The sequence below is a fragment of the Winogradskyella thalassocola genome (genome assembly GCF_900099995.1).
In the GTDB taxonomy this organism is placed as follows: domain Bacteria; phylum Bacteroidota; class Bacteroidia; order Flavobacteriales; family Flavobacteriaceae; genus Winogradskyella; species Winogradskyella thalassocola.
On sequence record NZ_FNCZ01000011.1, the window covers coordinates 94,417 to 119,664 of the forward strand.

The 25,248-nt window shown below is 33.3% G+C and carries 23 protein-coding genes; 4 read left to right on the forward strand and 19 right to left on the reverse strand.

The window, feature by feature from the left end; translation table 11 throughout:
* Positions 1-123 precede the first annotated feature (123 nt).
* From BLT80_RS18170 to BLT80_RS18195, 6 genes are all read right to left on the reverse strand, one after another.
* Positions 124-1,359, reverse strand: coding sequence for a DUF6638 family protein (locus BLT80_RS18170; protein ID WP_092470665.1), 1,236 nt, complete (start codon positions 1,357-1,359; stop codon positions 124-126).
* A gap of 161 nt (positions 1,360-1,520) precedes the next feature.
* Entirely contained in the window at positions 1,521-2,120 is a 600-nt protein-coding gene (locus BLT80_RS18175) for an NUDIX domain-containing protein (RefSeq protein WP_245710298.1), read from the reverse strand.
* A 159-nt stretch (positions 2,121-2,279) separates the two neighbouring features.
* A complete protein-coding gene (locus BLT80_RS18180; RefSeq protein ID WP_092470669.1) occupies positions 2,280-4,235 on the reverse strand; it encodes an AAA family ATPase in 1,956 nt (651 codons plus the stop codon).
* Between the two features lie 80 nt (positions 4,236-4,315).
* Positions 4,316-5,362 (reverse strand): hypothetical protein, encoded by a 1,047-nt coding sequence (locus tag BLT80_RS18185; RefSeq protein WP_092470671.1) that lies wholly within the window; start codon positions 5,360-5,362, stop codon positions 4,316-4,318.
* Positions 5,359-5,916, reverse strand: a complete 558-nt coding sequence (locus BLT80_RS18190) for a hypothetical protein (protein ID WP_092470673.1) — start codon at positions 5,914-5,916, stop codon at positions 5,359-5,361. The genes BLT80_RS18185 and BLT80_RS18190 overlap by 4 nt, the downstream gene beginning before the upstream one ends.
* 152 nt (positions 5,917-6,068) lie before the next feature.
* Positions 6,069-7,418 (reverse strand): coiled-coil domain-containing protein, encoded by a 1,350-nt coding sequence (locus BLT80_RS18195; protein ID WP_092470676.1) that lies wholly within the window; start codon positions 7,416-7,418, stop codon positions 6,069-6,071.
* Between the two features lie 315 nt (positions 7,419-7,733).
* On the opposite strand from BLT80_RS18195, the gene BLT80_RS19930 reads away from it, so the two are divergent.
* On the forward strand, positions 7,734-7,961 hold the full coding sequence (locus BLT80_RS19930) for a hypothetical protein (RefSeq protein ID WP_139181104.1): 228 nt from the start codon (positions 7,734-7,736) through the stop codon (positions 7,959-7,961).
* Positions 7,962-8,205: 244 nt separating this feature from the next.
* Here the strand turns inward: BLT80_RS19930 and ettA are convergent, their stop codons facing one another.
* The 7 genes from ettA to BLT80_RS18230 all read right to left on the reverse strand — a co-directional run bounded on the left by ettA (position 8,206) and on the right by BLT80_RS18230 (position 12,629).
* A complete protein-coding gene (gene ettA, locus BLT80_RS18200; protein WP_092470678.1) occupies positions 8,206-9,897 on the reverse strand; it encodes an energy-dependent translational throttle protein EttA in 1,692 nt (563 codons plus the stop codon).
* Between the two features lie 50 nt (positions 9,898-9,947).
* The gene (locus BLT80_RS18205; protein ID WP_040757621.1) at positions 9,948-10,130 is read right to left on the reverse strand and encodes a CAL67264 family membrane protein; all 183 of its coding nucleotides are present in this window, start codon (positions 10,128-10,130) and stop codon (positions 9,948-9,950) included.
* A gap of 102 nt (positions 10,131-10,232) precedes the next feature.
* Positions 10,233-10,958 carry a pirin family protein gene (locus BLT80_RS18210; protein WP_092470680.1) on the reverse strand — a complete coding sequence of 242 codons (726 nt, stop codon included), beginning with the start codon at positions 10,956-10,958 and terminating at the stop codon, positions 10,233-10,235.
* Positions 10,959-10,983: 25 nt separating this feature from the next.
* A complete protein-coding gene (locus BLT80_RS18215; RefSeq protein ID WP_092470682.1) occupies positions 10,984-11,421 on the reverse strand; it encodes a MarR family winged helix-turn-helix transcriptional regulator in 438 nt (145 codons plus the stop codon).
* Positions 11,422-11,443: 22 nt separating this feature from the next.
* Positions 11,444-11,725 (reverse strand): GNAT family N-acetyltransferase, encoded by a 282-nt coding sequence (locus BLT80_RS18220; RefSeq protein WP_092470684.1) that lies wholly within the window; start codon positions 11,723-11,725, stop codon positions 11,444-11,446.
* Positions 11,726-11,727: 2 nt separating this feature from the next.
* On the reverse strand, positions 11,728-12,258 hold the full coding sequence (locus tag BLT80_RS18225; protein ID WP_092470687.1) for an NADPH-dependent FMN reductase: 531 nt from the start codon (positions 12,256-12,258) through the stop codon (positions 11,728-11,730).
* A 17-nt stretch (positions 12,259-12,275) separates the two neighbouring features.
* Entirely contained in the window at positions 12,276-12,629 is a 354-nt protein-coding gene (locus BLT80_RS18230) for a DoxX family protein (protein WP_092470690.1), read from the reverse strand.
* A gap of 182 nt (positions 12,630-12,811) precedes the next feature.
* On the opposite strand from BLT80_RS18230, the gene BLT80_RS18235 reads away from it, so the two are divergent.
* Together BLT80_RS18235 and BLT80_RS18240 are read left to right on the forward strand one after the other, a co-directional pair.
* Positions 12,812-14,440, forward strand: coding sequence for an acyl-CoA carboxylase subunit beta (locus BLT80_RS18235; protein ID WP_092470692.1), 1,629 nt, complete (start codon positions 12,812-12,814; stop codon positions 14,438-14,440).
* A gap of 1 nt (position 14,441) precedes the next feature.
* A complete protein-coding gene (locus tag BLT80_RS18240; RefSeq protein WP_092470694.1) occupies positions 14,442-15,713 on the forward strand; it encodes an MFS transporter in 1,272 nt (423 codons plus the stop codon).
* 46 nt (positions 15,714-15,759) lie between these two features.
* Here the strand turns inward: BLT80_RS18240 and BLT80_RS18245 are convergent, their stop codons facing one another.
* The 6 genes from BLT80_RS18245 to BLT80_RS18270 form a co-directional block, all read right to left on the reverse strand.
* The gene (locus BLT80_RS18245; RefSeq protein WP_092470696.1) at positions 15,760-15,942 is read right to left on the reverse strand and encodes a hypothetical protein; all 183 of its coding nucleotides are present in this window, start codon (positions 15,940-15,942) and stop codon (positions 15,760-15,762) included.
* A 99-nt stretch (positions 15,943-16,041) separates the two neighbouring features.
* The gene (locus BLT80_RS18250) at positions 16,042-16,404 is read right to left on the reverse strand and encodes a methylglyoxal synthase (protein WP_092470698.1); all 363 of its coding nucleotides are present in this window, start codon (positions 16,402-16,404) and stop codon (positions 16,042-16,044) included.
* Position 16,405: 1 nt separating this feature from the next.
* Positions 16,406-17,269, reverse strand: coding sequence for an N-acetylglucosamine kinase (locus tag BLT80_RS18255; protein WP_092470700.1), 864 nt, complete (start codon positions 17,267-17,269; stop codon positions 16,406-16,408).
* Positions 17,270-17,347: 78 nt separating this feature from the next.
* On the reverse strand, positions 17,348-18,349 hold the full coding sequence (gene gap / locus BLT80_RS18260; RefSeq protein WP_092470702.1) for a type I glyceraldehyde-3-phosphate dehydrogenase: 1,002 nt from the start codon (positions 18,347-18,349) through the stop codon (positions 17,348-17,350).
* 32 nt (positions 18,350-18,381) lie between these two features.
* The gene (gene pfkA / locus BLT80_RS18265; protein ID WP_092470704.1) at positions 18,382-19,368 is read right to left on the reverse strand and encodes a 6-phosphofructokinase; all 987 of its coding nucleotides are present in this window, start codon (positions 19,366-19,368) and stop codon (positions 18,382-18,384) included.
* A 135-nt stretch (positions 19,369-19,503) separates the two neighbouring features.
* Entirely contained in the window at positions 19,504-23,856 is a 4,353-nt protein-coding gene (locus BLT80_RS18270; protein ID WP_245710299.1) for a translocation/assembly module TamB domain-containing protein, read from the reverse strand.
* 208 nt (positions 23,857-24,064) lie between these two features.
* Here BLT80_RS18270 and tsaD point away from each other — a divergent pair, with 208 nt between their 5' ends.
* Complete coding sequence (gene tsaD / locus BLT80_RS18275; protein WP_092470706.1) at positions 24,065-25,087, forward strand: tRNA (adenosine(37)-N6)-threonylcarbamoyltransferase complex transferase subunit TsaD; 1,023 nt, start codon at positions 24,065-24,067, stop codon at positions 25,085-25,087.
* The last annotated feature ends 161 nt before the right edge of the window (positions 25,088-25,248 follow it).

Below are 25,248 nucleotides of genomic sequence, written 5' to 3' on the forward strand. Positions count from 1 at the left end.
TTGGAAGCAGTTAAGATTGAAGCACGAAGCTAGAAATTTGCTGACAACTTGAATTAATATTTTCTATGCGTATTTGCGTTTTTGCAAACAAAAAAAATGCTCTACTAAATTAGTCTAAAATTATCAAATATTGTTACGGATTCTTTCAATTACCCAATCCTTAAAAGAATCATCCCAAGTCAAATAATTTATATAAAACTGTTCTTTATCATACCAATACAAGAATAACACATCCATTGGAGCAATGTTAATGAGTAACTTATGAATTAAATCGCGATGCTCAGAAGACAGCGATGAATGTGGCTGATGCAAAGCAAAATAAAAGGCCTGATCTACAATATCTTCAATTTTATAGGCATTACTACGTTCTAATTTTTCAAGATATATTTCGACACTCATCACCTGCTTTCTGGCATTGATGTCTATTTTGTTTAAATAACTTTTAAATAATACATTATCATTTAAAATATCCTTAATAGGATGTTCAGTCTCTTTTAAAAACTGAGCTAATTCATACTTCTTAACGCGATCGTAATTTGGTGTTTTTACTAACGTTTCCAAATCACATTCAATAATTAAATGATCTTTTAACTTATCTACTAATTCTGGTTGCTCAATATGATAAATCAGTACATCGTGAATGGTATCTTTTATCGCTTCCTTATAATGTTCTTTACTTTCAAAAACGACTATCGGTTTTATGAAATCACGAAGTAAATACACTCCATCAAAAGCCCTTGTGTAAAACGAATCTGTTCTAAATTGTAATGGATGTAAGCTTAAATCTCTATCTCTTAAATCGCCAAATGTATTTGCAGAATCTAGTAATTGTTGATGAATGCCTTCATCTATAAAGTTATTCCCATTTTTAAATTTATCAACGAGATGTAACTGATCTTTTTGAACCTGTTCTAAGTTATCTATAAGCTTGAATGTGATATTGATTTTATCATATTTCAAGACATCTAAAGGCTCATAAAACACATCGATATTCTGATCAAAATCAATACAAATGGCAGAGTCTCTAGTAATATCATTAATTTTTTGACCATGTGTTCTAAATACATGTTGCATCATTTCCCTATCAAAAGAATGAAACGGCAGATAGACGGGTTTTCCTTTTTGTAATGGTGAAATAATAATCCCATTGGGGTTTGCATCGCCATGATTAAGGTAATGCATGTTTTTCTTTTCTTCAGCAATATCAGGACTCCAACCAAGACCATCAATAAAAAATGAGGTTAACTTTGTTTCTGAAAACCCCAAGGTTTTTAAGCACTTGTTGTAACGCTCAACTAGTTTTCCACTTATAGGAATAAGATCACTTCGGTATAGGTTGGCTTGTTTTAGTTTATTCATCTTGTTGCTGTCTTTCGGCTTCGCTCAAGATAAACTTCAGCGGTAATCTCATTATTTGTAATTAAATCTCACTATTTATAAATCGCTTAAAAATCATCGAACGATTTTAAAACTATTTATCTCTAAACACGATAGGTTTTATTTGACCTTCTTTTATGACATCAGATTCCTGCCTTCTCGGGAATTAATAATTTGTTAATCTGAACATATTGCAATAACATAATCGTTTTTGCATCTATAATCTCTTCTTTTTTAATCATTTCTAAAGCTTCTGAAAACGGAATTTCAAGAATTTCAATGTCTTCATCTTCACTTTCTAATCCCCCACCTTTGCTGATTTTCATGTTCTCATCATATTCTGCCACAAATAAGAACATCTTTTCTGTTAGAGCTCCGGGTGATGTATATGCCGTTAAAACTAGTTTTGCTTCACTTATTTTATAACCTACTTCTTCTTCTGTTTCCCTAATTATGGTTTCTAAAGGCTTATCATTATTATCAATTGCTCCTGCACAGGCTTCAATTGACATACCTTCCCTACTATTGTTCTCATAAGCAGGCATACGGAACTGTTTAGTAAGAATAACCGTTTGTCTTTCTACATTGTATAGTAATATCGCAGCGCCATTTCCTCGATTATAACATTCCCGTGATAAACGTTTCCATTCTCCATTTTTAAATTGATAATCGTAATCTATTCTATCTAATCTTGCCCATTCTTTAGAAAGGGTTGTTTTAGTTATATTTTTTAGGTTATTCATATTTTTACAAAACATTCTATTTTATGTCATTGCGAAGCTAACATCATTGTTAGCTGTGGCAATCTGCTTGTTGGTTAGGTTTTCCCATTATGAGATTCCTCGTCGCTCGTGCCTCGCTTTGTCGGAATGACATAGACTTCATACTTTTAATATTTCACTTTATTTACCAAACTGTTCTCTAGCCTCAGTTTCAATATTCAACTGATTCACTCTAGCGTCCACTTTTCGTTTAAAGTCCGTATCTGCAATAGTCGCTACGTTATCTAAATAACGAATGACTTCTTGTCGTCTTATATCTGAAAAGTTTAAACCTTTCATATTCGATTTCATTAATTCTTGAAGCATATTGAACTTCGTTTCGTAATCCTTTTTAAAATAGGTTTCAGGATTCTCAAACCAATCTTTCTCTAGGTCAAAATCTGTTAATCGTAATGAAATTGCAGATTGAATGTTTCTAACATCTCTTGAAGAGAAAAACGGAAATATCTTCTGAATCTCTTTATACAAAGCCGCATAAAACATGTGATCGTTGTTTTCGTGAAGCTTTTCTACTTTATTAAACGTATCGTGAACACGTTCTTCTGAAGGGTGATTAACCGCATTCAAAATTTCGCCCATACTGTTTGCTAAACCCTGATCTGATAAGTATTTATAAACTTCCGGATCATTCATGTTTACAAAATCTGGCATAGTGTCTTGTAACTTCTTCCACCAAATATAATCTTGATCTACAAAGTCGTGTTCCGTACGTGCTCCATCAATTTTAAATCGACCTTGCACACGAGAAATCACCGCTTTATCTAGCATTTCTGGTAAATTGGTAAATAAACCAATAGAACTATTTCCGTAATTCACAGCATAAGCACCTTCTGTATATCTTAAAAATACACCAATCACTTCTTTTACACCTGCTGAAACTCCTTGAGCTGTTCGTTCTTGCAAATTATTTTCAGCATCATCTATTGGTGCGAAAATCAATTTAGTAGGATCTTGCAGAGGCTTCATCCACTCTACCATTTTTTCGGCAGAACCACCTTGAAATGTAGATATCAGCGTATCTGGCATTGGGTGGAATAAAAATGGAATATCTAAATTATCAGAATGTTCTTTTAATCGGGTGGCAATAGCAGCAATTAACATACTCTTTCCTGTTCCCGGAATTCCATAGCCCATAAAAACCGGCATAAAACCGCCTAATTCTTGAAATGGATTCTTCTTTGCTTCAATATCATAACTTAACAAACGTTCAGTTAATCGACGACCAAAATGTTTGGCATCTTTGTTACCTACAATTTGCTCAAACTGAATTTTATTGAATTCAACACTCTTTGCTGTTCCTTGAAATACATTCTCCCAACCCGAAACTGCAAAGTCTGAGTTTTCGAGTTTGTACGTTCGGTCCGAAACGGTTTCTGTGTATTCTAAACTGCTTTTACGTAGTTGAATTTCTGCAATTAAAGCTTCAAAATAAACCACTGTAAAATCGATAACATCTTTATCTGACTTTATAATTTCAGGATGACCTAAATACTTGTCGTAATAAAACAATTGACACGAAATTCCTTTTAAAGGTGTTAAAAAAGACACTTCTGGAATACCTGCAAACTTCTGCTTCATCACCGATAAATCATCTGAAGCATGCGGTTTTAAATCATGTAAAATCTTATAGGCTGTGGAGAACAACATAAATGCCGTTGATGTATGCATTTTGCTTTCGTACTCTCGCCTTCCTGAACTATCTAATGCAGATTTATTCTCACTTAAACTCGATAAACCAGACGCATCATAGTACGAATCTTTAATCCATATACCCAAAGTCAATCCTTCTTGTACAGCATACAACGTTTGATTTAAGAAAATAGGAAGTGCAACCGATTCTGGTAGCAAACGCTTTTTTAAAGCCAAAATGGTTTTTGAAACTGAAGTGACATTGACGTTGCTTCCGTTATTGGCTCTAGACAAATACAATAAAATAGATTCATCTTTGGCGTCGTTATCTTTATTTTTAGCGCGTTGACCTTGTTCCCATTGAATAGATTTTAAGTATGATGTTGCTTCATCGCGAAGCATATCTAATTCATTTTGTTTTATAGGGAAAGTTGAGTTGTGTTCCATTGATTGAGTTATAAGTGAAAAGTGAAAAGTGAAAAGTTTTCTTACTCGAATCTTCGAGCTTCAGACTCCAAACTTTCATCTTATTTATCGATTTTTAATTCAGAAATCTGAATAGGTGACATTGCCAACTTATTCATAATCTCGGGTGTTTTATTATATAGCATTTGTATAATTCTGTGCGGCGCAAAGACATAACGCTGTCTAAACATAACATCCCAGCGTTGATAGGTTTGTTTACTAAAAAAACCACCTTCTTTAAATTCGCTCGCTGATTTTAATTCATCTATTTTAAATGAAATCGCATACGATTCTAATGGGATTTCCTTATTTGCTATACTTTGCAAAATGGCATGTGTCACTTTATTTTCGTCTTTAGCAAATACATTATGAATTGGACCTAAATCCACACGTTTTATGAGCTTTGGAAATACTTTTGGTAAACGCTTATCTATACCGTAAGCCATAGTGTCTAATGCCATTTCTCGGTCTGCAATAGACTTTAAAGCACCGTATATTTCACTGCGTTCTTTTAGAGGATCTTTGCCATCATAATCAAAATACATGTAGCAGATAAACGGCCTATTGTGAGACACATCATAAAAACTCCAACTCACCAAATGCTCTGCAACAGAACCTTCTGGTGCTGCTATAATTTTACCTTGCACAAAACGATTAAAAATGTATTCTTTTTTAGCCGACGTATAATACACTATTGACGCTGCTTGAAAGAGCTTACGCTTAGCAATAGGTTCTTTCTTTCGCATTAACGTATCTAAAAATTCGTCTTTTAAAGTATCTACGTCTGTGAGTTTACCTAAATAATCTTCTCGTAATGCTAAATCGTTAAATAAGTAACGGAATTCTAAATAATTAGGAAAACTAGAGTCTGTTAAATCGACCTTCATATTTTCTTCATCGTCATACATGTATTTTACACGCATGGCTTCAATAGAATATAATAATAAATCGCTGTATTGCTTAAAAAGAAGCACTTCTTGATGGTTCAGAATTTGTTTTTGCTGAACAGCAACAATAAGCTCTTTTAGAGAGAAATCTATCATTTTGTGATAGAATACATATTGCTCTTTGGAATCTAATATTGCGGAATCTAATGGGGTTACAATCATCTAAGGGAACTAGATTTACTTATTATATAATGAAATTCTCTATCTAAATCTTCCTTTAATCGTTTTACACTTCTACGCATCATGAAGTATGGAATTCCAAACATAAATAAAGCATGTATGAGAATAAAAATCGGTACAAAAATCGGAAAAGCCGAATCACTTGAGAATATATTAGCAAAAGAACCAACAATAAAAATCAAATAGAATACAGATAAAAACCCATAAAATAAAAACATGGAATTATTCCAGCCTTTAATTTGAGTATTTATAAACAATGTTTCCCCTTGTTCTCTCAAGTTACCGGTTGCTATAGTTTTTCCGATGTTCTTCTCAAAAAAACGTTTTCGCTTTCTAATTCTAAAACCATTGTGATTTACATTACCCTTATAAAGGTTTTTGCTAGATGTAAATACCTCAAATGCTCCAGAGAATATACTATCAATATCTGCTTCATCAACATTATTACGCAAAGCTGAAATAAATTCAGACCTAGACACATTCAAAGTAGTCGAGAAAGTATCAATTAATTTTATTCTTCTTAAAAAGTCTTCCATTGAAAACAATTAGCTATAACTAAATATATTATGTTTAGGTTGCTTTCGCGTTAAGGATTGAACGGTTTGTTTGAGCTCCTCGCAGAGAGCGAGTAGTGAAAGCCTGACCTACTTTTGTCATTAAAGCAAAAGTAGGAAACGCCATCATTTAATTATCCTAACAAATCATCATCACCCGCATCTGGCTTTGGTCCATCTGCTGGCTCTCCTCCTCCATCACTTCCTGAAGGTGCGTTGGCATCTGCTGCGTAATAATCTTCGAAAATTTCTTTCATATCAATGCCGTAACGTTCTGCAAAATTCTTTTGAATAGACTTATCCTTTTCACGAATCTCACTTAAAGCTTCAGCATAACTTCCGTAAACGCCCTGCATAACTTTTTCGTGCACTGGAATATTATCCATCATTTCTTGACGTGCTCTAGCACTTGCGGTATGCATTGCGGCTAAAGTTTCACCAATATGCTCATCTGTCTTAACACCTAAATGTTCTAAGATTGCTGCAAATTCCTGATCTGTACGTGCTTTTAAAGCTACCACATAACCATCATAATACTTAAGACGTTCATCTGTATCTGACTTTAATTTTGCACGATGTGTTTGTAAATTACTTCGTAAAGACGTTAATACTTTAATGGTTAAGTTATGTTTATGTACAAAACTATCTTTTGAAGCTGCTAATGTTGTGTAGGCATTCTTAAGACCTTCTAACTCTTCAACTTTTTGCTCTAAAGTGGTTACTTTACTTAAAGCATCAGAATAATCAGTTGATTGCTTATCTGCTACTTCTTCTAGAGCTTGACGTGCTTGTTTTAATAACGCATATTCCGTCTCTAGCTTATCCTCTACTTCTTTTTTCTTTTGAAGTGCTTTAGTATGATTGTTAGAAGCTTCTACAATAGCTGTTTTGAGACTTTCTTCAACTTCTTTGATTTCAATTTCTCTATCTTTTAAACGCTTAATTGCAGCCTGACTCTTAAATGATAATTCATTTAATAAGGTTTGAACATCGGCCGTTTCAATACGTTGCTGAAACATCGCTTTTGCTTCATTATCTGCAGCATCACGTGTTTTTTGAGCATTCTTAAGTTCTGCTTCGGCTTCTTTAATTTTGCTTTTGCGTCCCCAAAGATTATTCCACCATGTGTCTGGTTTATTATTTGCATCCTCAAGCTCAACTTTAGCACGTTCTAATCGTTTAATAGCATCGTCAATGATTTTCTGCTCAGCACCATTTAATGCCGAAAAACCTTCGAACATAATACCAACTTCATCTTGGTAATCTGTTAAATCCTTTATAGCATCTAATAAGGTAGACCTATCTTTTTCTGCCATATCTACAACATTATCTAATGTTGCATTTAGTATTTTCTGACGACTTTCTGGGTCATCTTCTTGGGCAAGCTTTGACTTCATTTGGTCAATGGCTTTACCCCAATTGACATCGACTTTTTCAGCTTTTTCTTGTGAGTTGGTTTCTAATAAATCAAAATCGTCAGGCATATAGTGTAGTGTTATTAAAGTTGAACATTATTCTTTTAAGCAATTTCGGTAATTTTTTAAGACTATAAAAACTTTAGTTACTAAAATATAGGTAGCACTTTTCTAATAATTGTTACAAATTATTATAATAAAATTGAATTTTAAAAAAAATTAGAATTCATCTGTCCCCCTCAAAAACACTGTGGTTTAACGGACTTTATTAACAGTTTATCGATAGGGTTGTTGACTAAAAGTTTGTAAATAATTTAATATTAAGTATTTAACATTAACTTTTTTTATATATTAGCATCATAGAACCCAAATCTAGAGCGAAGAATGATTTATTTTAACCTGTTTATAAAGGCTATAATTGTGACTACGACACAACTCACCATGATTTTAATAGCTGTAGCAACTATTTTTCTCGTTTTTATTTTAATTGCCATCGTTAAGATGTATAAACTAAAAGCTGAAAATAAAAAGTTAATGCAAACCAATGCCTATAAAGATTATGAAGAAGCTGCTGAAGACGTACCAAGTGGTCATCTTTATGGAGATAACTAAATAGTATAGTAAGTTATAATGAATTTAATAACGATTACGCGTATTTTAGATGGCTCTTCTCAACGAATGATAAGTATTTTGGGAATTGGGTTTGTTACAATGACAATTCTATGGGCTTTACAATATTTAAAATCCAGAAAATTGAAAGACAAAATAAAACAATTAGAAAATAAATAATCAATAAAACATAAAAAAAAAAGCCAGCAAATTGCTGGCTCTTTTTTTGTCTCAATAGTCTGTAAATTTACCTTACCAACTTTCTATACTTAATTCGTTTTGGCATTAAATCACCACCCAAACGTTTCTTCTTATTTTCTTCATATTCACTAAATCCTCCTTCAAAGAAATAGACTTGAGAATCTCCTTCGAAAGCTAAAATATGTGTACAAATTCTATCTAAGAACCATCTATCGTGACTAATAACAACGGCACAACCTGCGAAGTTTTCTAAACCTTCTTCTAGAGCTCTTAATGTATTAACATCCAAATCATTAGTAGGCTCATCTAAAAGTAATACATTACCTTCTTCTTTAAGTGTCATAGCCAAGTGTAAACGGTTACGTTCACCACCAGAAAGCAATTTCACTTTCTTATTTTGCTCACCTCCTGAAAAATTAAATCGACTTAAATAGGCTCTAGAATTGACTTCTTTTCCTCCCATCATTACCAACTCTTGTTCATCACTAAAGTTTTGCCAAATAGTTTTCTCTGGATCTATATTAGAGTGTTTCTGATCTACGTAGGCTATCTTCGCTGTTTCACCCACTTTGAACTCTCCTTTATCTGGAGTTTCCTCACCCATTATCATCCTGAATATTGTAGTTTTACCAGCACCATTTGGCCCAATAACACCAACAATACCTGCTTGTGGCAAATTGAAATTTAGATTATCATAAAGTAATTTGTCATCATAGCCCTTAGCAACACCAATCGCTTCAATTACATTTGTTCCTAAACGTGGTCCATTAGGAATATAGATTTCTAATTTTTCGTCAAGCTGTTTTTGATCTTGACTCATTAATTTATCATAGTTCTTCAAACGTGCTTTCTGCTTTGTTTGACGACCTTTTGCACCTTGACGTACCCAATCTAGCTCACGCTCTAATGTCTTTTGACGCTTAGAAGCCGTTTTACTTTCTTGTGCCATGCGCGTAGACTTTTGATCTAACCAAGACGAGTAGTTTCCTTTCCATGGAATCCCTTCGCCTCTATCGAGTTCTAGAATCCAACCAGCCACATTATCTAAGAAATATCTATCGTGTGTTACAGCGATAACAGTACCTTTATATTGTGCTAAATGATGTTCTAGCCAATGTACAGACTCTGCATCCAAGTGGTTGGTAGGCTCATCTAATAATAATACATCAGGTTCTTGTAATAACAAGCGACATAAAGCTACACGACGACGTTCACCACCAGAAAGCACTCCAATTTTCTTATCCCCATCTGGAGTTCTTAAGGCGTCCATTGCGATTTCTAACTTGGTATCTAACTCCCAAGCATTAGCGGCATCAATCTGATCTTGCAGTTCCGCTTGGCGATTCATTAGCTTTTCCATCTTATCAGCATCGCTATACACTTCTTCTAATCCAAACTGATCATTGATACTGTTATATTCATCAAGAATGGCAACAGTTTCTGCAGCACCTTCGCGCACAATTTCCATAACCGTTTTGTCATCATCTAATTGCGGTTCTTGTTCTAAATACCCAACCGTATAACCCGGTTGAAAAACCACATCACCTTGATAGTTTTTATCTACACCTGCTATGATTTTTAAAAGTGTGGACTTACCAGAACCATTTAGACCTAGAATACCTATCTTAGCACCATAAAAGAAACTTAAATATATATTTTTTAAAACCGGAGTATTTGCTCCTGGAAAGGTCTTTGTGAGACCAGACATTGCAAAAATTACTTTTTTATCGTCACTCATAATTGTTAGTTATTTATTATAAAGTTAAACTATTGAACATCACAAATTAATTATACACGTCCTTTTAATGCATTAAAAACCCATGCAATACAGAAGAAACCGCCACCAACAGCAGCAAATCCCCAACCTGCAACATCATCATATCTAAATGCTCCTAGCGCAATTAACCCTAATCCTACAAAGACCATAATCCATGTCGCCCAAGCTAATACTGTATTTTTATTCATTGCCATAATCATTCTTAGTTTTAATCGTTAGTTAGTTTACAAATATCGCATTTTAAATAAAAAAAGCATCACTATTTGTGATGCTTCTGACTTAAATTATGATGAAAATTAAAAATTAATCATAGGAACTTCAATAAATAATAAATCGCTATCTGTTTTAGCTGTTAAATTAAAACTATCAGTTACTGAAATCCCTATAGCATCTCTAGATTCTAAAATATCCCCTTCGATTTCGACTTTACCAGAAATCAGCATTACATAAACACCATGATTCGTACTTTTTAGATGATATATGAATGTTTCATCTTTTGACAAATCAATTCTTGAAAGCTTAGCATCTTGATGAATTTTAAGGCTTTCGGAGTCACTATCATCAAAAGATGATACTAATGTTTGAAGCTTTCCTTCTCGGTCTTCAGCCTTAAATGTTTTTTGATCGTAACGCGGCTCTACATTTCGTTCTTGTGGAATCACCCAAATTTGAAATAGACTTAACTGCTCATCAACCGATCCATTAATTTCAGAATGTTGCACTCCAGTACCAGCGGACATTACTTGAACTTCACCAGGAAGCACAGCTTGCCAATCATCTTTCATGTTATCACGATGTTTTAAAACACCTTTTAATGGTATGGTTATAATTTCCATATTATCATGTGGATGTGTTCCAAACCCCATTTTTGGACCAATAACATCATCATTTAAGACTCTTAACGCTCCGAAATGCACGCGTTCAGGATTATTCCAACTTGCAAAACTAAAGGAATGTTTAGCCTGCAACCATCCATGATCTGCAAATCCTCTACTGTCTGCTTTATGTATTACTTTTTTCATGATTATTTCCTTTTATTTAATTCTACTAGCGCATTTTATCCAATAAGTCACTTAATTGTTCCGCTTCAGCTTCACTTAAATTTTGAATTAACTCTTTATTCATATCGCTCGGAATAGTATTCAACAAATCCAAACCTTGCTGTGTAATTTCAATTTTAACCACACGCCGATCGTGTTCTGATGGCAAACGTTTAATTAATTGTTTGGCACAGAGTTTATCCATTAATCGCGTAGCATTGGGTGAACGTTCTAACATTCTGTCCTTAATAGTTTGTACATTTAGAGGCTCGTTGGCGCCTCTTAAAATTCTTAAAATATTATACTGCTGTTGTGAAATTCCAAAGACTTTAAAAGATTCGCTTTGAATACTTGTAATCCAATTAGCTGTATAAATAATGTTTAGAAGCGCCTTAACTCTATTGCTTTCAAATTTTGAATTAATATCTTTAGATAAGTCTCCCATATTAATAGTCTTAAAATTCTATTTAGGCTTTTATGTCATCATATTGCGTAGTCTTACCAAAGACTTTGGCAACGTAAGGACAACTTGCTTTTGCTTGTAATTTATTTTCTCTTGCGAAATCTGCAACTGCATCTATTAATTTATGACCAAGATCTTGCCCTCTATAATTTGGGTCGATCTCTGTGTGATTGATATCGATAAGATCTTCGTTAACGTATGTATACGCAATTTCACCGATCTCTTTTTCATTATCTAAAAGATAGAATCTATTATTTTCGTTTGACGTGTCGTGTTTTAATTCCATGCTTATAAACTTTCTTTAAATAATTTCACTTTGTTTAACAATTCGGTATTTAATGCGTCATTAGAAATTTTACCTTCAGAAAAATTATCATAAAATGACGGTAAAGAAAACTCTGCTACAATATTAGCATCATGTCTTGGAAAACGATCAGCAGCCAATTCTAAAACCGAAGCTCCCCCCCTGGCCCCTGGTGAAGTTGTCATAAGTAGTAAAGGTTTATTTAAAAACGTCTTTTGTTCTACTCTAGAAGCCCAATCAAATATGTTTTTGAAAGCCGTAGTGTACGCTCCGTTATGTTCAGCTAAAGCAATTATAAAACCATCTGCTTTCTTTAAATGATTCACGAAATTTACAGCTTGCTCAGGAAAACCGTGAGCCTGCTCTCTATCTGAACTATAAATAGGCATTTCAAAATCGTTTAAATCTAATACTGTTGTACTAACACCTTCTACTAATTGAGATGCATAGGTCGCTAACTGTTTATTAATTGAAGTACTACTATTACTTCCTGCAAATGCTATAATATGCTTCATTGATTTCTTATTTAGGTTTAATTTATTTTTTTATAAAAGATGTAAGATACGATCAGTAAGACAAATGCTAATACTGCTGCCATTTGTTCACCATCTCCAATCATATAATGTGCAAAAAAGGCCAATATAAAAGCAAAAAAGAAGCCTGAATACGCCCATTCCTTTAAGGTTTTTAGACCTGGTGCCCAAAGTACTATCAATCCCAGTAATTTCACAACAGCATAGGGATATATAATATACGATGGATATCCAAAATTTGTGAATGCCATTACCATATCGTCATGTTTAAAAAAGTACATGCTAATGGAAAATAACATTAACAAGGTTAATAAGCCTGTGGCTATGTAATAAATAATTTTATTTTTTTTCATTTTTTATATGTTTTAATGATACAAATTTACAAAAAAACTAATTAGTTTCCAAGGAAAATATTTCCATGTAATATTATTTAGCAAACCAATCACTTTCCAAACATCGTTTCGTTTTGTAAATTCGTGCAAAACAAAACTAAGGTTCAACTCATAAATAACACCCACTTTAATGGGCAAATCATATGGATATTAAATTCAATAAAAACGAAGATCATAATAAACTTCTTCTTTCCGATCTTAAAAAACGTTTAGTTAAAGTCAAATTAGGTGGTGGTGAAAAAAGTATTGAAAAACATAAGGCTAAAGGAAAAATGACAGCTCGCGAGCGCATCAATTACTTATTAGATCCTAAAGCTAAATCCATAGAGATTGGTGCTTTTGCAGGTGAAGGTATGTATGAACAATATGGTGGCTGTCCGTCTGGTGGTGTTGTTGTGAAGATGGGTTATGTAAAAGGAAAGCAATGTATTGTTGTCGCTAATGACGCCACTGTGAAGGCCGGAGCTTGGTTTCCTATAACAGGAAAAAAGAATTTACGTGCTCAGGAAATCGCTATAGAAAATCGTTTGCCAATTATATATTTAGTGGATAGCGCGGGTGTTTTTCTACCAATGCAAGATGAAATTTTCCCGGACAAAGAACACTTTGGACGAATATTTAGAAATAATGCCATAATGAGCAGCATGGGCATTACCCAAATTGCGGCAGTTATGGGTAGTTGTGTTGCTGGAGGAGCCTACTTACCTATAATGAGCGATGAAGCTATAATTGTAGATAAAACAGGAAGTATTTTCTTAGCAGGAAGCTATTTAGTGAAAGCTGCCATAGGAGAATCTATTGATAATGAAACACTAGGTGGAGCAACAACACATTGCGAAATTTCTGGAGTTACAGATTACAAAGCAAAAGATGATAAAGATGCTTTAGATAAAATTAAAAATCTCGTTGATAAAATTGGTGATTTTGATAAAGCTGGTTATAATAGAGCTGAATCAAAGAAGCCAAAAGAAAATCCGGATGACATCTATGGCATTCTTCCAAAAAGTCGTGCTGACCAATACGATATGAAAGAAATTATTAAACGTTTGGTTGATAACTCTGAATTTGATGAATACAAACAAGATTACGGAAAAACCATTATCACTGCTTATGCCAGAATTGAAGGTTGGGCTGTAGGTATCGTTGCAAATCAACGAAAATTAGTTAAAAACAAACAAGGAGAAATGCAATTTGGCGGGGTTATTTATAATGACTCAGCTGATAAGGCTACACGCTTTATTGCGAATTGTAATCAGAAAAAAATACCATTGGTATTTCTACAAGATGTTACAGGATTTATGGTTGGGAGTAAATCAGAACACTCCGGAATCATTAAAGATGGCGCTAAAATGGTAAATGCGGTTAGTAATTCGGTAGTTCCAAAATTCACGATTATATTAGGTAATAGTTATGGTGCAGGAAACTATGCCATGTGCGGAAAAGCATATGACCCAAGATTAATTGCGGCCTGGCCAAGTGCTGAATTAGCAGTAATGAGTGGTAATTCTGCAGCCAAAGTTTTATTACAGATTGAAACGGCTTCGCTTAAGAAAAAAGGTGAGAAAATTACTAAAGAAAAGGAAGACGAATTATTTAATAAAATTAAAGATAGATACGACGACCAGGTTTCACCTTATTATGCTGCGTCTCGTATTTGGACCGATGGGGTAATTGATCCTTTAGACACGAGAACATGGATTTCTATGGGCATAGAAGCCGCTAACCACGCTCCTATTGAAAAGCCTTTTAATATGGGAGTTTTACAGGTTTAGTATGACCGAAAAACCATCTAAAAAGCAGCCTCTGTATGTAATATTATTATTGATATTAGCAGCAGAGGCTATTTTTATTTTGCCTTTTGTGTTGCAACGCATTTTTAGACCTACATTTCTCGAGGTCTTTGCGATTAATAATGAAGACATTGGGTATTGTTTTTCAATTTATGGTATGGTAGCGTTTATTTCATACTTTTTTGGTGGTCCACTAGCAGATAAATTCCATCCCAAGAACTTAATGGCTTTAGCATTGCTCTTAACTGCGCTTGGTGGTGTTTACTTTGCGACCTTTCCAAATTATTTTGAATTAAAAATCTTATATGGGTATTGGGGATTTACGACCATTTTTTTGTTTTGGGCCGCAATGATAAAAGCAACTAGAATTTGGGGAGGGCACAATAATCAAGGTATTGCTTTTGGGTTTTTGGACGGAGGGCGGGGCTTAGTTGCAGCAGCTTTTGGTTCTGTAGGGGTATTTGTATTTGCAATGTTTATTGATTCCGGTGTTTCTGAAAGCACATTAATAGAAAGACAAGCTGCATTTAAGCAAGTAATTCTTGTTTGCTCTACAATGGTCGCCTGCATTGCTTTATTAGTTTATTTCTTTTTGAAACCGCTTCAAAACAATGAGAATATCACTGTTAAACCCAAATTAATTGATAGCTCCAGTTTTAAAGTATTACTCAGAATGCCTTCTGTTTGGTTATTAATGCTAATTATTTTATGTGCCTATACAGGCTATAAAGCAACTGACATCTTTACTTTATACGCTACAGACGTTATGAAATATAACGTCATTGAATCTGCAGGAGTTGGTACCTCTTTATTATATGTGCGTCCAATTATTGGAGTAATTATTGGTTTTTTAGCTGATAAAACAAGAGCGACCTTATGGTTAATTATTGGGTTTGCATTGTCTATCATATCAAGTATTATATTTACACTAGATTTTATTGACGCAAACACAACGTTATTATTTATCATCAATATTTTGCTTTTAGCTATAGGAGTATATTCTTGTCGTGTATTATATTTTGCGACACTCGAAGAAGCGAAAATACCTGTTGCTTTAACGGGAACTGCTGTTGGATTAATTTCCGTCATTGGTTATACACCAGACATTTTCTCAGGGCCTATGTTTGGAATCTTATTAGATAATCCTGACAAAGTCGCCGGATTACAGAATTCATTTAAGGTTTTGGCAACCTTTAGCTTTGTAGGATTAATGGCTTCGTATTGGTTATACCGTATAGCAAAACATAAAGCATAAAAAAAGAGCGCAAATTGCGCTCTCTTTTTTTATATCATAAATGCTATTAAAGGGTTAACCCTTCACGTTTAGCTTTCTTTTCTTCTCTTATTTCTTTAAAACGTTCCATTGCTGAACCAAAAATCCAATATGGTACTACAAAGGTTAAAAGGAAAATCATTAACCAAAATCCTATAGTTAATATGGTTAAAAATGCTAAAAATCCTAAATATTGATCAAAGTCGAACATAATTCTTGTATCGTTTTCGTTTTGTTAGTACAAAGATATAACCAAAATATAAGTTTTACAACAAGCTTGCACAGTTTTATTAACAGGTTATTAAAAATTTCATAAAGATTTCATTAACAAATCTGCTGTAGCCGGATTTGTAGCCAAAGGCACATTGTGTACATCACACAATCTCATTAACATAAGAATATCGGGTTCATGTGGATGTCTGTCTAATGGATCTCTAAAAAACAGCACCATATTACATTTTCCTTCTGCGACTCTAGCTGCAATTTGTGCATCACCTCCCAAAGGACCAGATAATAATGCATTAACATTAAAACCTGCTTTAGACACCTTTTCTCCAGTTGTACCGGTAGACACTAAATTAATATTTTTATGGTGCAAAATTTCACTATGTTCATTTAAAAACTGAACCATTTCAGCCTTTTTTCCATCATGCGCTATAATTGCAATTTCCATATTAAAGATTTTGTATGTGATAATCTACTAAACCTTCTATTGGTCGTCTTACAAAATTACCTACTTTGAATCCGTATTCTTCAGCAACTTGCTTAATTTCTTGTTGACCGAAAAAAGCAATAGATCCTGCAAAATGAACAGGAACCCCAGCATTTAATTCCTCCTTAAATTGAAGAATCATGTTTTCTGCAAACAGACGAATACCTTTAGTGATTATATTGCTAATATACTCTGAATCCTTATTGATAAACATAAACTCAGCATGGTCTGCTAAATATGCACTCGGATTGGTTTGCTTATAAAGATTATACTTAATAAAATCAGCATCTAAGTTATGTTTATGGGCAAATGCAACACTAATGGTATCTGGCATTTTTTTAAAGTAGTAATCTCTAATCAACTGTTTACCAAAATAGTTTCCACTCGCATCATCCATTAGTATAAATCCCAAACTTGCTACACGTTGGTGTAAATCTTTACCATCATAATAGCTACAATTAGAACCTGTTCCTAATATGCATACTACGGCGGCTTCATCCTTAGAATTAATACATGCCCTAACTGCGGCATACGTATCTTCTCTAACTTCTACTGTTGCGTTAACAAAATACAATTCTAAAATTGACTTTAACAACAGTGTTGGTTTTTCTGTTCCACAACCAGCTCCGTAAAAGTATACATGCGTCACATCGCTAGCAATAGCCATTAACTCTTTGCTCTTACGAATTGTTTTACTCAGTTTCTTCTCAGCTACAATTGCTGGGTTTAAACCTTTGGTTCTTATTTTATCAACAGCTTGTTTGCCATTAGAGTCTATTGCAATCCAATCGCATTTTGTAGAACCCCCATCTGTAATTAAAATCATGATGATGAATTTATATAAAAATTCCGTAGTCTATGACAATACATAATCCTACGGAATTTTCAGAATTAATACTATGTCTTATAGGTTATTTGCCTTTTGAGCTAAATCAATTAATTTGTTTGAATATCCAAATTCATTGTCATACCAAGATATTAATTTAAAGAATTTAGAATTTAATTCAATTGAAGCATCAGCATCAAAAACACTAGTTCTTACTTCACTAACAAAATCTTGAGATACTACAGCATCTTCAGTATAACCTAAAACACCTTTCATAGATCCCTCAGCTGCATTCTTCATTGCTGCTTTGATATCTGCTAAAGTTGTGTCTTTTTTTGTTTTTACAGTTAAATCTACAACTGAAACATCTACAGTTGGTACTCTAAATGCCATACCTGTAAGTTTTCCGTCTAATTCAGGTATTACTTTACCTACTGCTTTTGCAGCTCCTGTAGAACTTGGAATAATGTTATTAAGAGCAGAACGTCCTAAACGGTAATTTTTACGAGAAGGCGCATCTACAGTAAATTGAGTAGAAGTTGCTGCGTGGATCGTTGTCATTAAAGCTTCTTCGATTCCGAAATTATCTTCTATAACTTTAGCGATAGGCGCTAAACAGTTTGTTGTACAAGACGCGTTAGAAACGATAGTATCACTAGCTTTCAACGTATCATCATTCACACCCATTACAAACATCGGCGCATCTTTACTAGGTGCAGAAATTACTACTTTTTTAGCACCACCATCAATATGATATTGTGCAGTCTCTAAAGTTGTAAAAATACCTGTACATTCTGCAACAACTGTTGCTCCTGCTTCATCCCACTTTAAATTTTTAGGATCTTTTTCTGCTGTTACACGAATTGTTTTTCCATCAACAACTAAATGTCCATCTTTTACTTCTACTGTTCCATCAAATCTTCCGTGAACAGAATCATACTTTAATAAATATGCTAAATGCTCTACATCTAATAAATCGTTAATTGCTACAACATCAACGTCATTACGTTTTACAGTTGCTCTAAAAACTATTCTTCCTATTCTACCGAATCCGTTGATTCCTAATTTTAAATCTGCCATTTTTCTATTTTTATTTTAATTTTTATTCTTATTTAAATTGACATTATGTCAGAAACTCTTAAAAGTTCCTTGTTTATTTTTGATTTACCTTTTACAGCTTGGTCAAATGGTGTTAATTCTATAAGGTCGTTTTTCATACCCACCATATAATTACTTTTACCGGTAATTAAACTTTCTACAGCCTTTACTCCCATTCTACTTGCAAAAACTCTATCGAAACATGATGGTGGACCACCTCGCTGCATATGTCCAAGTACAGAAACTCTAACATCGTAACCTTCCATATTTTGATCCACATAGTCTTTAAGTTCAAAAACACTTTTACCTATTTTATCTCCTTCAGCTACGACAACTATACTGGATGATTTTCCAGATTTTTTACTTCGTCTTAAAGATTCTACGAGTCTATCTAATCCTAAGTCTTCTTCAGGAATTAGAATTTCTTCTGCTCCACCAGCAATACCAACGTTTAAAGCAATATGCCCCACATCTCTTCCCATCACTTCAACAAAAAACAATCTGTTATGTGAACTTGCTGTATCTCTAATCTTATCTATAACTTCAACAACCGTATTTAAAGCTGTATCGTAACCGAGTGTATGCGTCGTACCAAAGATATCATTATCTATAGTACCCGGAATTCCCATTACTGGAAAATTAAATTCTTTATTAAATATCATGGCACCAGTAAAACTACCATCTCCACCAATCACAACAAAAGCATCAATACCCGCTTTTTTTAATTGATCGTAAGCTATTTGTCTGCCTTCTTTAGTTCTGAACTCTTTTGATCGCGCAGATTTTAAAATCGTACCACCTTTATTAATGATACCTTTTACGCTACGTGCATCCATCTCTATAAAATCCCCATCAATCATCCCTTCATATCCTCTATAAATACCGTAGCATTTTATATCATGAAAAGCACAAGTTCTTACTACAGATCTAATTGCAGCGTTCATTCCTGGCGCATCTCCTCCAGAGGTTAAAACACCTATTTTTTTTATTGTTTGTAGCATTTTCTTAATTATTTACAGTAAAATTAAGAAACTATATATAGATAAAAGTGACTATTATCATAAAAATGATAGCGAAAAAACAATTCAAACGTTTTCGTTAATAAGTATTTAATAAATATGAAGGATTTGAGAAGTTTAAGACTTTGATTTTGACTTTTTATCCTTCATTGTCATGTAATCTGGCAATAAATTATCGTCGTTTTTCTTCTTTGTACTCTCTTTCTTTTCAATTTTATCTTTTCTGTTTTTACCTGAAAAAATAATTTGAAGTAATTCTTTAAAGGTATCAAACTCTACATTATATGATAGACCAACACCTTGAGTATACCCAATTTCTTCACCGAAGTTTCTGATACTATTTTCTCTATTGAAAACTTTAGCTCTAAGTGTACCATCTTCATTTAGCAGTAAGTCTATTTGAACATCTCCACTGATAACGGTTTGACTCGCACTTCCAAAAGGCACACCAACCTTACCATTCACCAAGATTTTATCGCTTATTTTAGTTTGAAGGGTTAAACCAAATTTATTATTCGTCTGCAGTTCTGGTGTGTCTTGACCTAATTCTAAATCAATACCTATATCTAAATTTCCATTACTTGTACCGAGTAGGTTATTAACAATACCTGTAAGTCTTTCTGAAATTGTACCTGTAAAATTAGCACCTCCCAAACTACTTGAAAACCCACCTGTTGCTAAAAATATTAAGGCTTGATTATCGCGCTCGTCTTTAGAGGATAATCTATAATCTAACTCAGACTTAACCGTTGAACTTACATTAGGAAATCTAAAATCGAATTGAGGGTCTGGTTGCTCTAATTTACCCGTTAAGTGAATTTCGACTTCCACATCAATACTTTGATTTATGGGGTTATCTAATAAAACCGAAGGATTTGCATTACCAGCATATAACGCTTTAAGGTTAATTTCGGCTCCCATAGGATCTCCTTCCCAAACAATACTTCCTCCTTGTTCTACTTTAAATTTCTTCTCTACAAAACCTCCATATTTAAAGTTATAAGTTCCATCATAAACCACAAAATCTCCCCACATATTAAAGGTTCCGTTGGTATTGATTAAGAAATTTAAACCACCTACTCCTCTTCCTTTTATAGTACTTCCTGCTTCTTTATCTATTACGATTTCAATAACAGCATTTTCATTTACGTTTAAATCAAAATCCAAAACCAATCCTTTAACTTCAATTTGCTCTGAAATCTCTCCTTTAATTCGTGATGCTTTTTCTTCTGGACTTAAAAAATGAATAAACGAGTTATCTCCAAAACTTTCAGAATCATTAAGTGGAATAAAAAACTCAGTTCCTGCTTCAGTCCTTCCATTAATAACTTTAATCGTAAGCTGATCTGTTGGGCCTTTTATTTCTGCTGTTCCTGAAATAAATCCGGTACCATAATATAATTCGTCTTCAGATTCTTCCGTGTTCAATACTAAAAGTCGATCTGTGTTTAATTCTAATCCTAGTTTCCAATCCGAAAAATTATTGTGGGCAATAAAACCATTTAGACTCCCTTTTGAGAAGTACTTAGAGTCCGTCATGGCTACATCATTAAAAATAAATTGCTGACCTCTAAGCGACACCTTAGAATCAAAATCAAAACCATAATCTACGTTAAGATAGGGAATCGATAAACCTGCTCTATCTAGCAATAACTCCCCATAAATAGCTGGTTTTTTTAAACTACCTGTGACATTGGCATAGCCAGACACTAACCCCCTTATATTATTAATAACTCCCTCTCCTAAAGGGTTTAAGGGATCTAAAAGAAACTCTTCGAACTTAACATTTAAATCAATAACAGGATTTTTCGCAGCGATGTCGATGGTGCCTTTTGCATCTAATGATTTTAAATTATCGTTAACTAATGTTACATCGACATTGTAATTAGTTATAGAATTATTGCCTTCAATTTTTGCTTTTAGATTTCCTAAATCATAATCATTTACAAAAAAGCCACTGATTTCTACGTTAGATTTTGGCAAATAGACACCTTTACTTTGCACCACATCTAATTTACCATTTACAATACCTCTTAATGCTAAACTATCGATGCGTGGAGTGATTTTTACTAATTCAACATCCTTAAAATCTACATTAAAGCTTTTATTGGTTGAATCTATTACTTTTCCAGACACTAAAATCTCTTCATCATCATGTGTAATTCTAACAGGAAAAATATCAAATGTTTTAAAACCCCTATCAAACGTCACTTTATTTAAAGTGTCCTTTTCCGAATTTAAAAGCCACTCATAGCCTTTAAATTTCACTTCCGACTTTCTTAACCCTATAACAGATTTATTTGATTTATCTATAGTGTAAAACATGCTTAGATTAAAATCATCAGCATTGTTTGTTCCCCCTTTAAATTCAGATTTAATTAATAAGGTATCGCGCTTTGTAACATTAATAAGGCTAAATTGAGATGCATTGTAAATGCCTGCACTAAGACTATCTATTTCAATATATGTGTTAAATAAAGGATTACTATTATCTATATCGATGTTGATATTATTAGCGAAGTAATCCTTAAATTTAATTTCTGGTGAATTAAAGGTGAGTTCAAATCCTTTTTCATCGGTTTCAATTCGCCCTTCGATAAATGTATTTTTCCCTAAGATTAAATCTTTAAAAAATACAGTGGCAATTTTTGAATAAATATTGAATCTAAAATTAATATACTGATTTTTATCCACCACATTGGGAACAAAATTGGTATAAATACTTCCTACAGAATTCTCTACCAATCCTAATATATCCTTCGTTTTAAACTGTCCTGTAATTTTACCATCAATAATATCTGGAGAATTTATAGCTAAGGTGCGCTCATCATCCTGAAAGGACGATACAATATCAAAATCTTGAAAATTATACTCGTTATCTTGATTTTTATAGGTTGTATTTTTAATATTAATAGCTCCGATAGCATTGTCTAAAGTTGTACCCGTTGCAGTCATCGTTACCAAACCTCTAAATTCCGAAATACTATCTCGTTTTACAAAGTTCAATTTGCTAAGATTTGCATAACCTACATTGGCTTTAAAATCGAATTTTTTAAGGTCTTCAGAAAAATCGGCTAACCCATTAAAATCGAGTTGTAAATTAAGATCTTCAACTTTTACAATTCCATTAAAAATACTGTTTCCAAGGTCTCCAGAAAGTGCAATATCTCTATAGGTATAGCCATTATAATCTAACATAAAAACATCACCTTTTACATCTGTCATTAAATTCTTAATCGTAAAGCCTTTTCCATCAACATCAAGATTTAAAGAGGTCGTTTTTACCAATGGATCATTAATAAGTTCACCAATATTAAAATCCTCTAATACAATATTTCCGATGTAACTGGCATCATCTATATTATCGATGTTTGTAAGTTGTAAATTAGACTTTATAAAACCTAAATTTGTATTTATTTCTATATCTGCATCGACACGCTTAGCAGTAATATATGATGTTCCCTTTATATTAAAATTACCCACCTTAGAAATCACACTTGGAATTGAGTTCCCTAGTAATCTTGGTAATAAAGCTGTTAAATCTCTATAATTTGAAGCTAGATTTTTAAAATCTCCTCGTAAGGCAAAACTATCATCCTCTTTACTAAATAAGTTTTTAAACGTAATATCACCAATAATTCTAGTATTTGAAGTTGTACTGATATTAAGATTCTTAGCCTCTAAATTATTTAAGGTTCCTGATAAATCTGCATTAAATTCTGCATGTTGATCCGTACCAAATTCATCAAAAAACACGTTTAGTTCTGTCAATGAAATATCTGAATCTCTAAAGCTAGCGTCAACATTAACTTTGTCCGTAAAGTACTTTAAATCTTCACGTTTATAATCAAATCTTAAATCTCCTTTTAGTTCTGATAATTCGGTTTTAATGTTTAAATCACCAAACGTCATATGATCTAAGGTGTATTCAAAATTTGCCATTAAATTTTTAACAGCAATACCTCTACTATCTATAAAACTGAATTTATTAATGCGAGAACTAACCTCTGGTCCGTTGATTAAAAAGTTAGTGGTATTTGCATATAGCCCTGTGAATTCAAAGATTTTTGGTGTTTCTAGGTTTTCGTCAATTAATCTAAACGTTCCACCTTCAATAGAAACATCACTCGATGAAAACAGGAACTCACTAGGACCAACTCTTGGATTATCATCATCAAACTTAGCTACAAAGACATCTAAATTGGTATCTGTTTCTCCTTTGTACGTTTTTAAATTAAAAATCACATCTTGAAGGTCAATATCTCCAAAATTGAGTTTACTATTCAATAAATTCTGAAAGCTAATGATTGAACTATTTAATTCTCCAACACTAATGAGGGTGTCTTTTTTGTAATCCTTAATTAGTATTTCTTTTAACTCAATATCACCATTAAGCTGAAGTCCAACACGTCCAATATTTATATTTGTTTTAAAATCGTTATTAATTCTATCGGTTGCATATCTTCCCAACTTTGTTTGCACAGCCGGAATAGATAGCACCAAAAACAAAATGAAAAAAAGCAGCAATATAATTGCTACTATTTTACCTAGTATTTTGAGTATCCGTTTGATGATTTACTTTATGATTTCTTATTACCTTTGTCCTTACAATACGTTGTTGAATAAGGTAATGGACTTTGACTGGTAAAATTAACAATTATTGTGCCTAATATCGACTATGAAAAAAGAAAATATTTACATCCTCGGAATTGAGTCGTCTTGTGATGATACATCAGCCGCCATACTATGTAACGACCAAATTCTGAGCAATGTTGTCGCCGACCAAAAAATACATACAGAATATGGTGGTGTTGTACCAGAACTAGCTTCGCGTGCACACCAACAAAATATTGTTCCTGTGGTGCACCAAGCCATAGAAAAAGCTGGAATTAAAAAAGAACAGTTGAGCGCTGTTGCATTTACAAGAGGTCCTGGATTAATGGGGTCTTTATTAGTTGGTACGTCTTTTGCTAAATCTCTAGCTTATGGATTGGATATTCCATTAATAGACGTCAACCATATGCAAGCTCATATTTTAGCGCATTTTATTGACGAAGAAAACCATAAAAAACCTCCTTTTCCTTTTTTAGCCATGACTATTTCTGGTGGACACACACAGATTGTAAAAGTGAGTAGTCATTTTGAAATGGAAGTTTTAGGGGAAACTATTGATGATGCTGTTGGTGAGGCTTTTGACAAAAGCGGAAAAGTGTTAGGCTTAGGCTATCCTGCTGGACCAGAAATTGACCGTCTTGCGCAACTTGGCAATCCGAAAGCGTATCAATTTACCAAACCAAAAGTCGATGGATTAAATTTTAGCTTTTCAGGATTAAAAACGAACATTCTCTATTTTGTGCAACGCGAAGTAAAAGCAAATCCCAGCTTTATTGAAGAAAACCTAAATGATATCTGTGCTTCTATTCAATATACTATCGTTGGAATTTTAATGGCGAAATTGAAATTAGCAGTTAAGCAAACTGGCATAAATCATATTGCGATTGGAGGAGGAGTTTCAGCGAATTCAGGTATTAGAACAGCTCTTAAAGATGCTGAACATAAATTTGGCTGGACGAGTTATATTCCAAAGTTTGAATACACTACCGATAATGCTGCTATGATTGCTATTGTTGGGTATTTGAAGTATTTAGAGAAAGATTTTTCGGGTTTTGACGTGATGGCTGCGGCGCGATTGAAGATATAATGCCGAAATTAAAAATATATCTTTATTATGTATTTCTCATTGCATTTTTAGCAATCAGTTGGGGTGTTTTTAAAGTTACCAACTTAAATTTTGTTTTTAATTTTTTAGACACGTATTATATTATTCAATATTCTGATATCAGTATATTACTAATTTTCCCC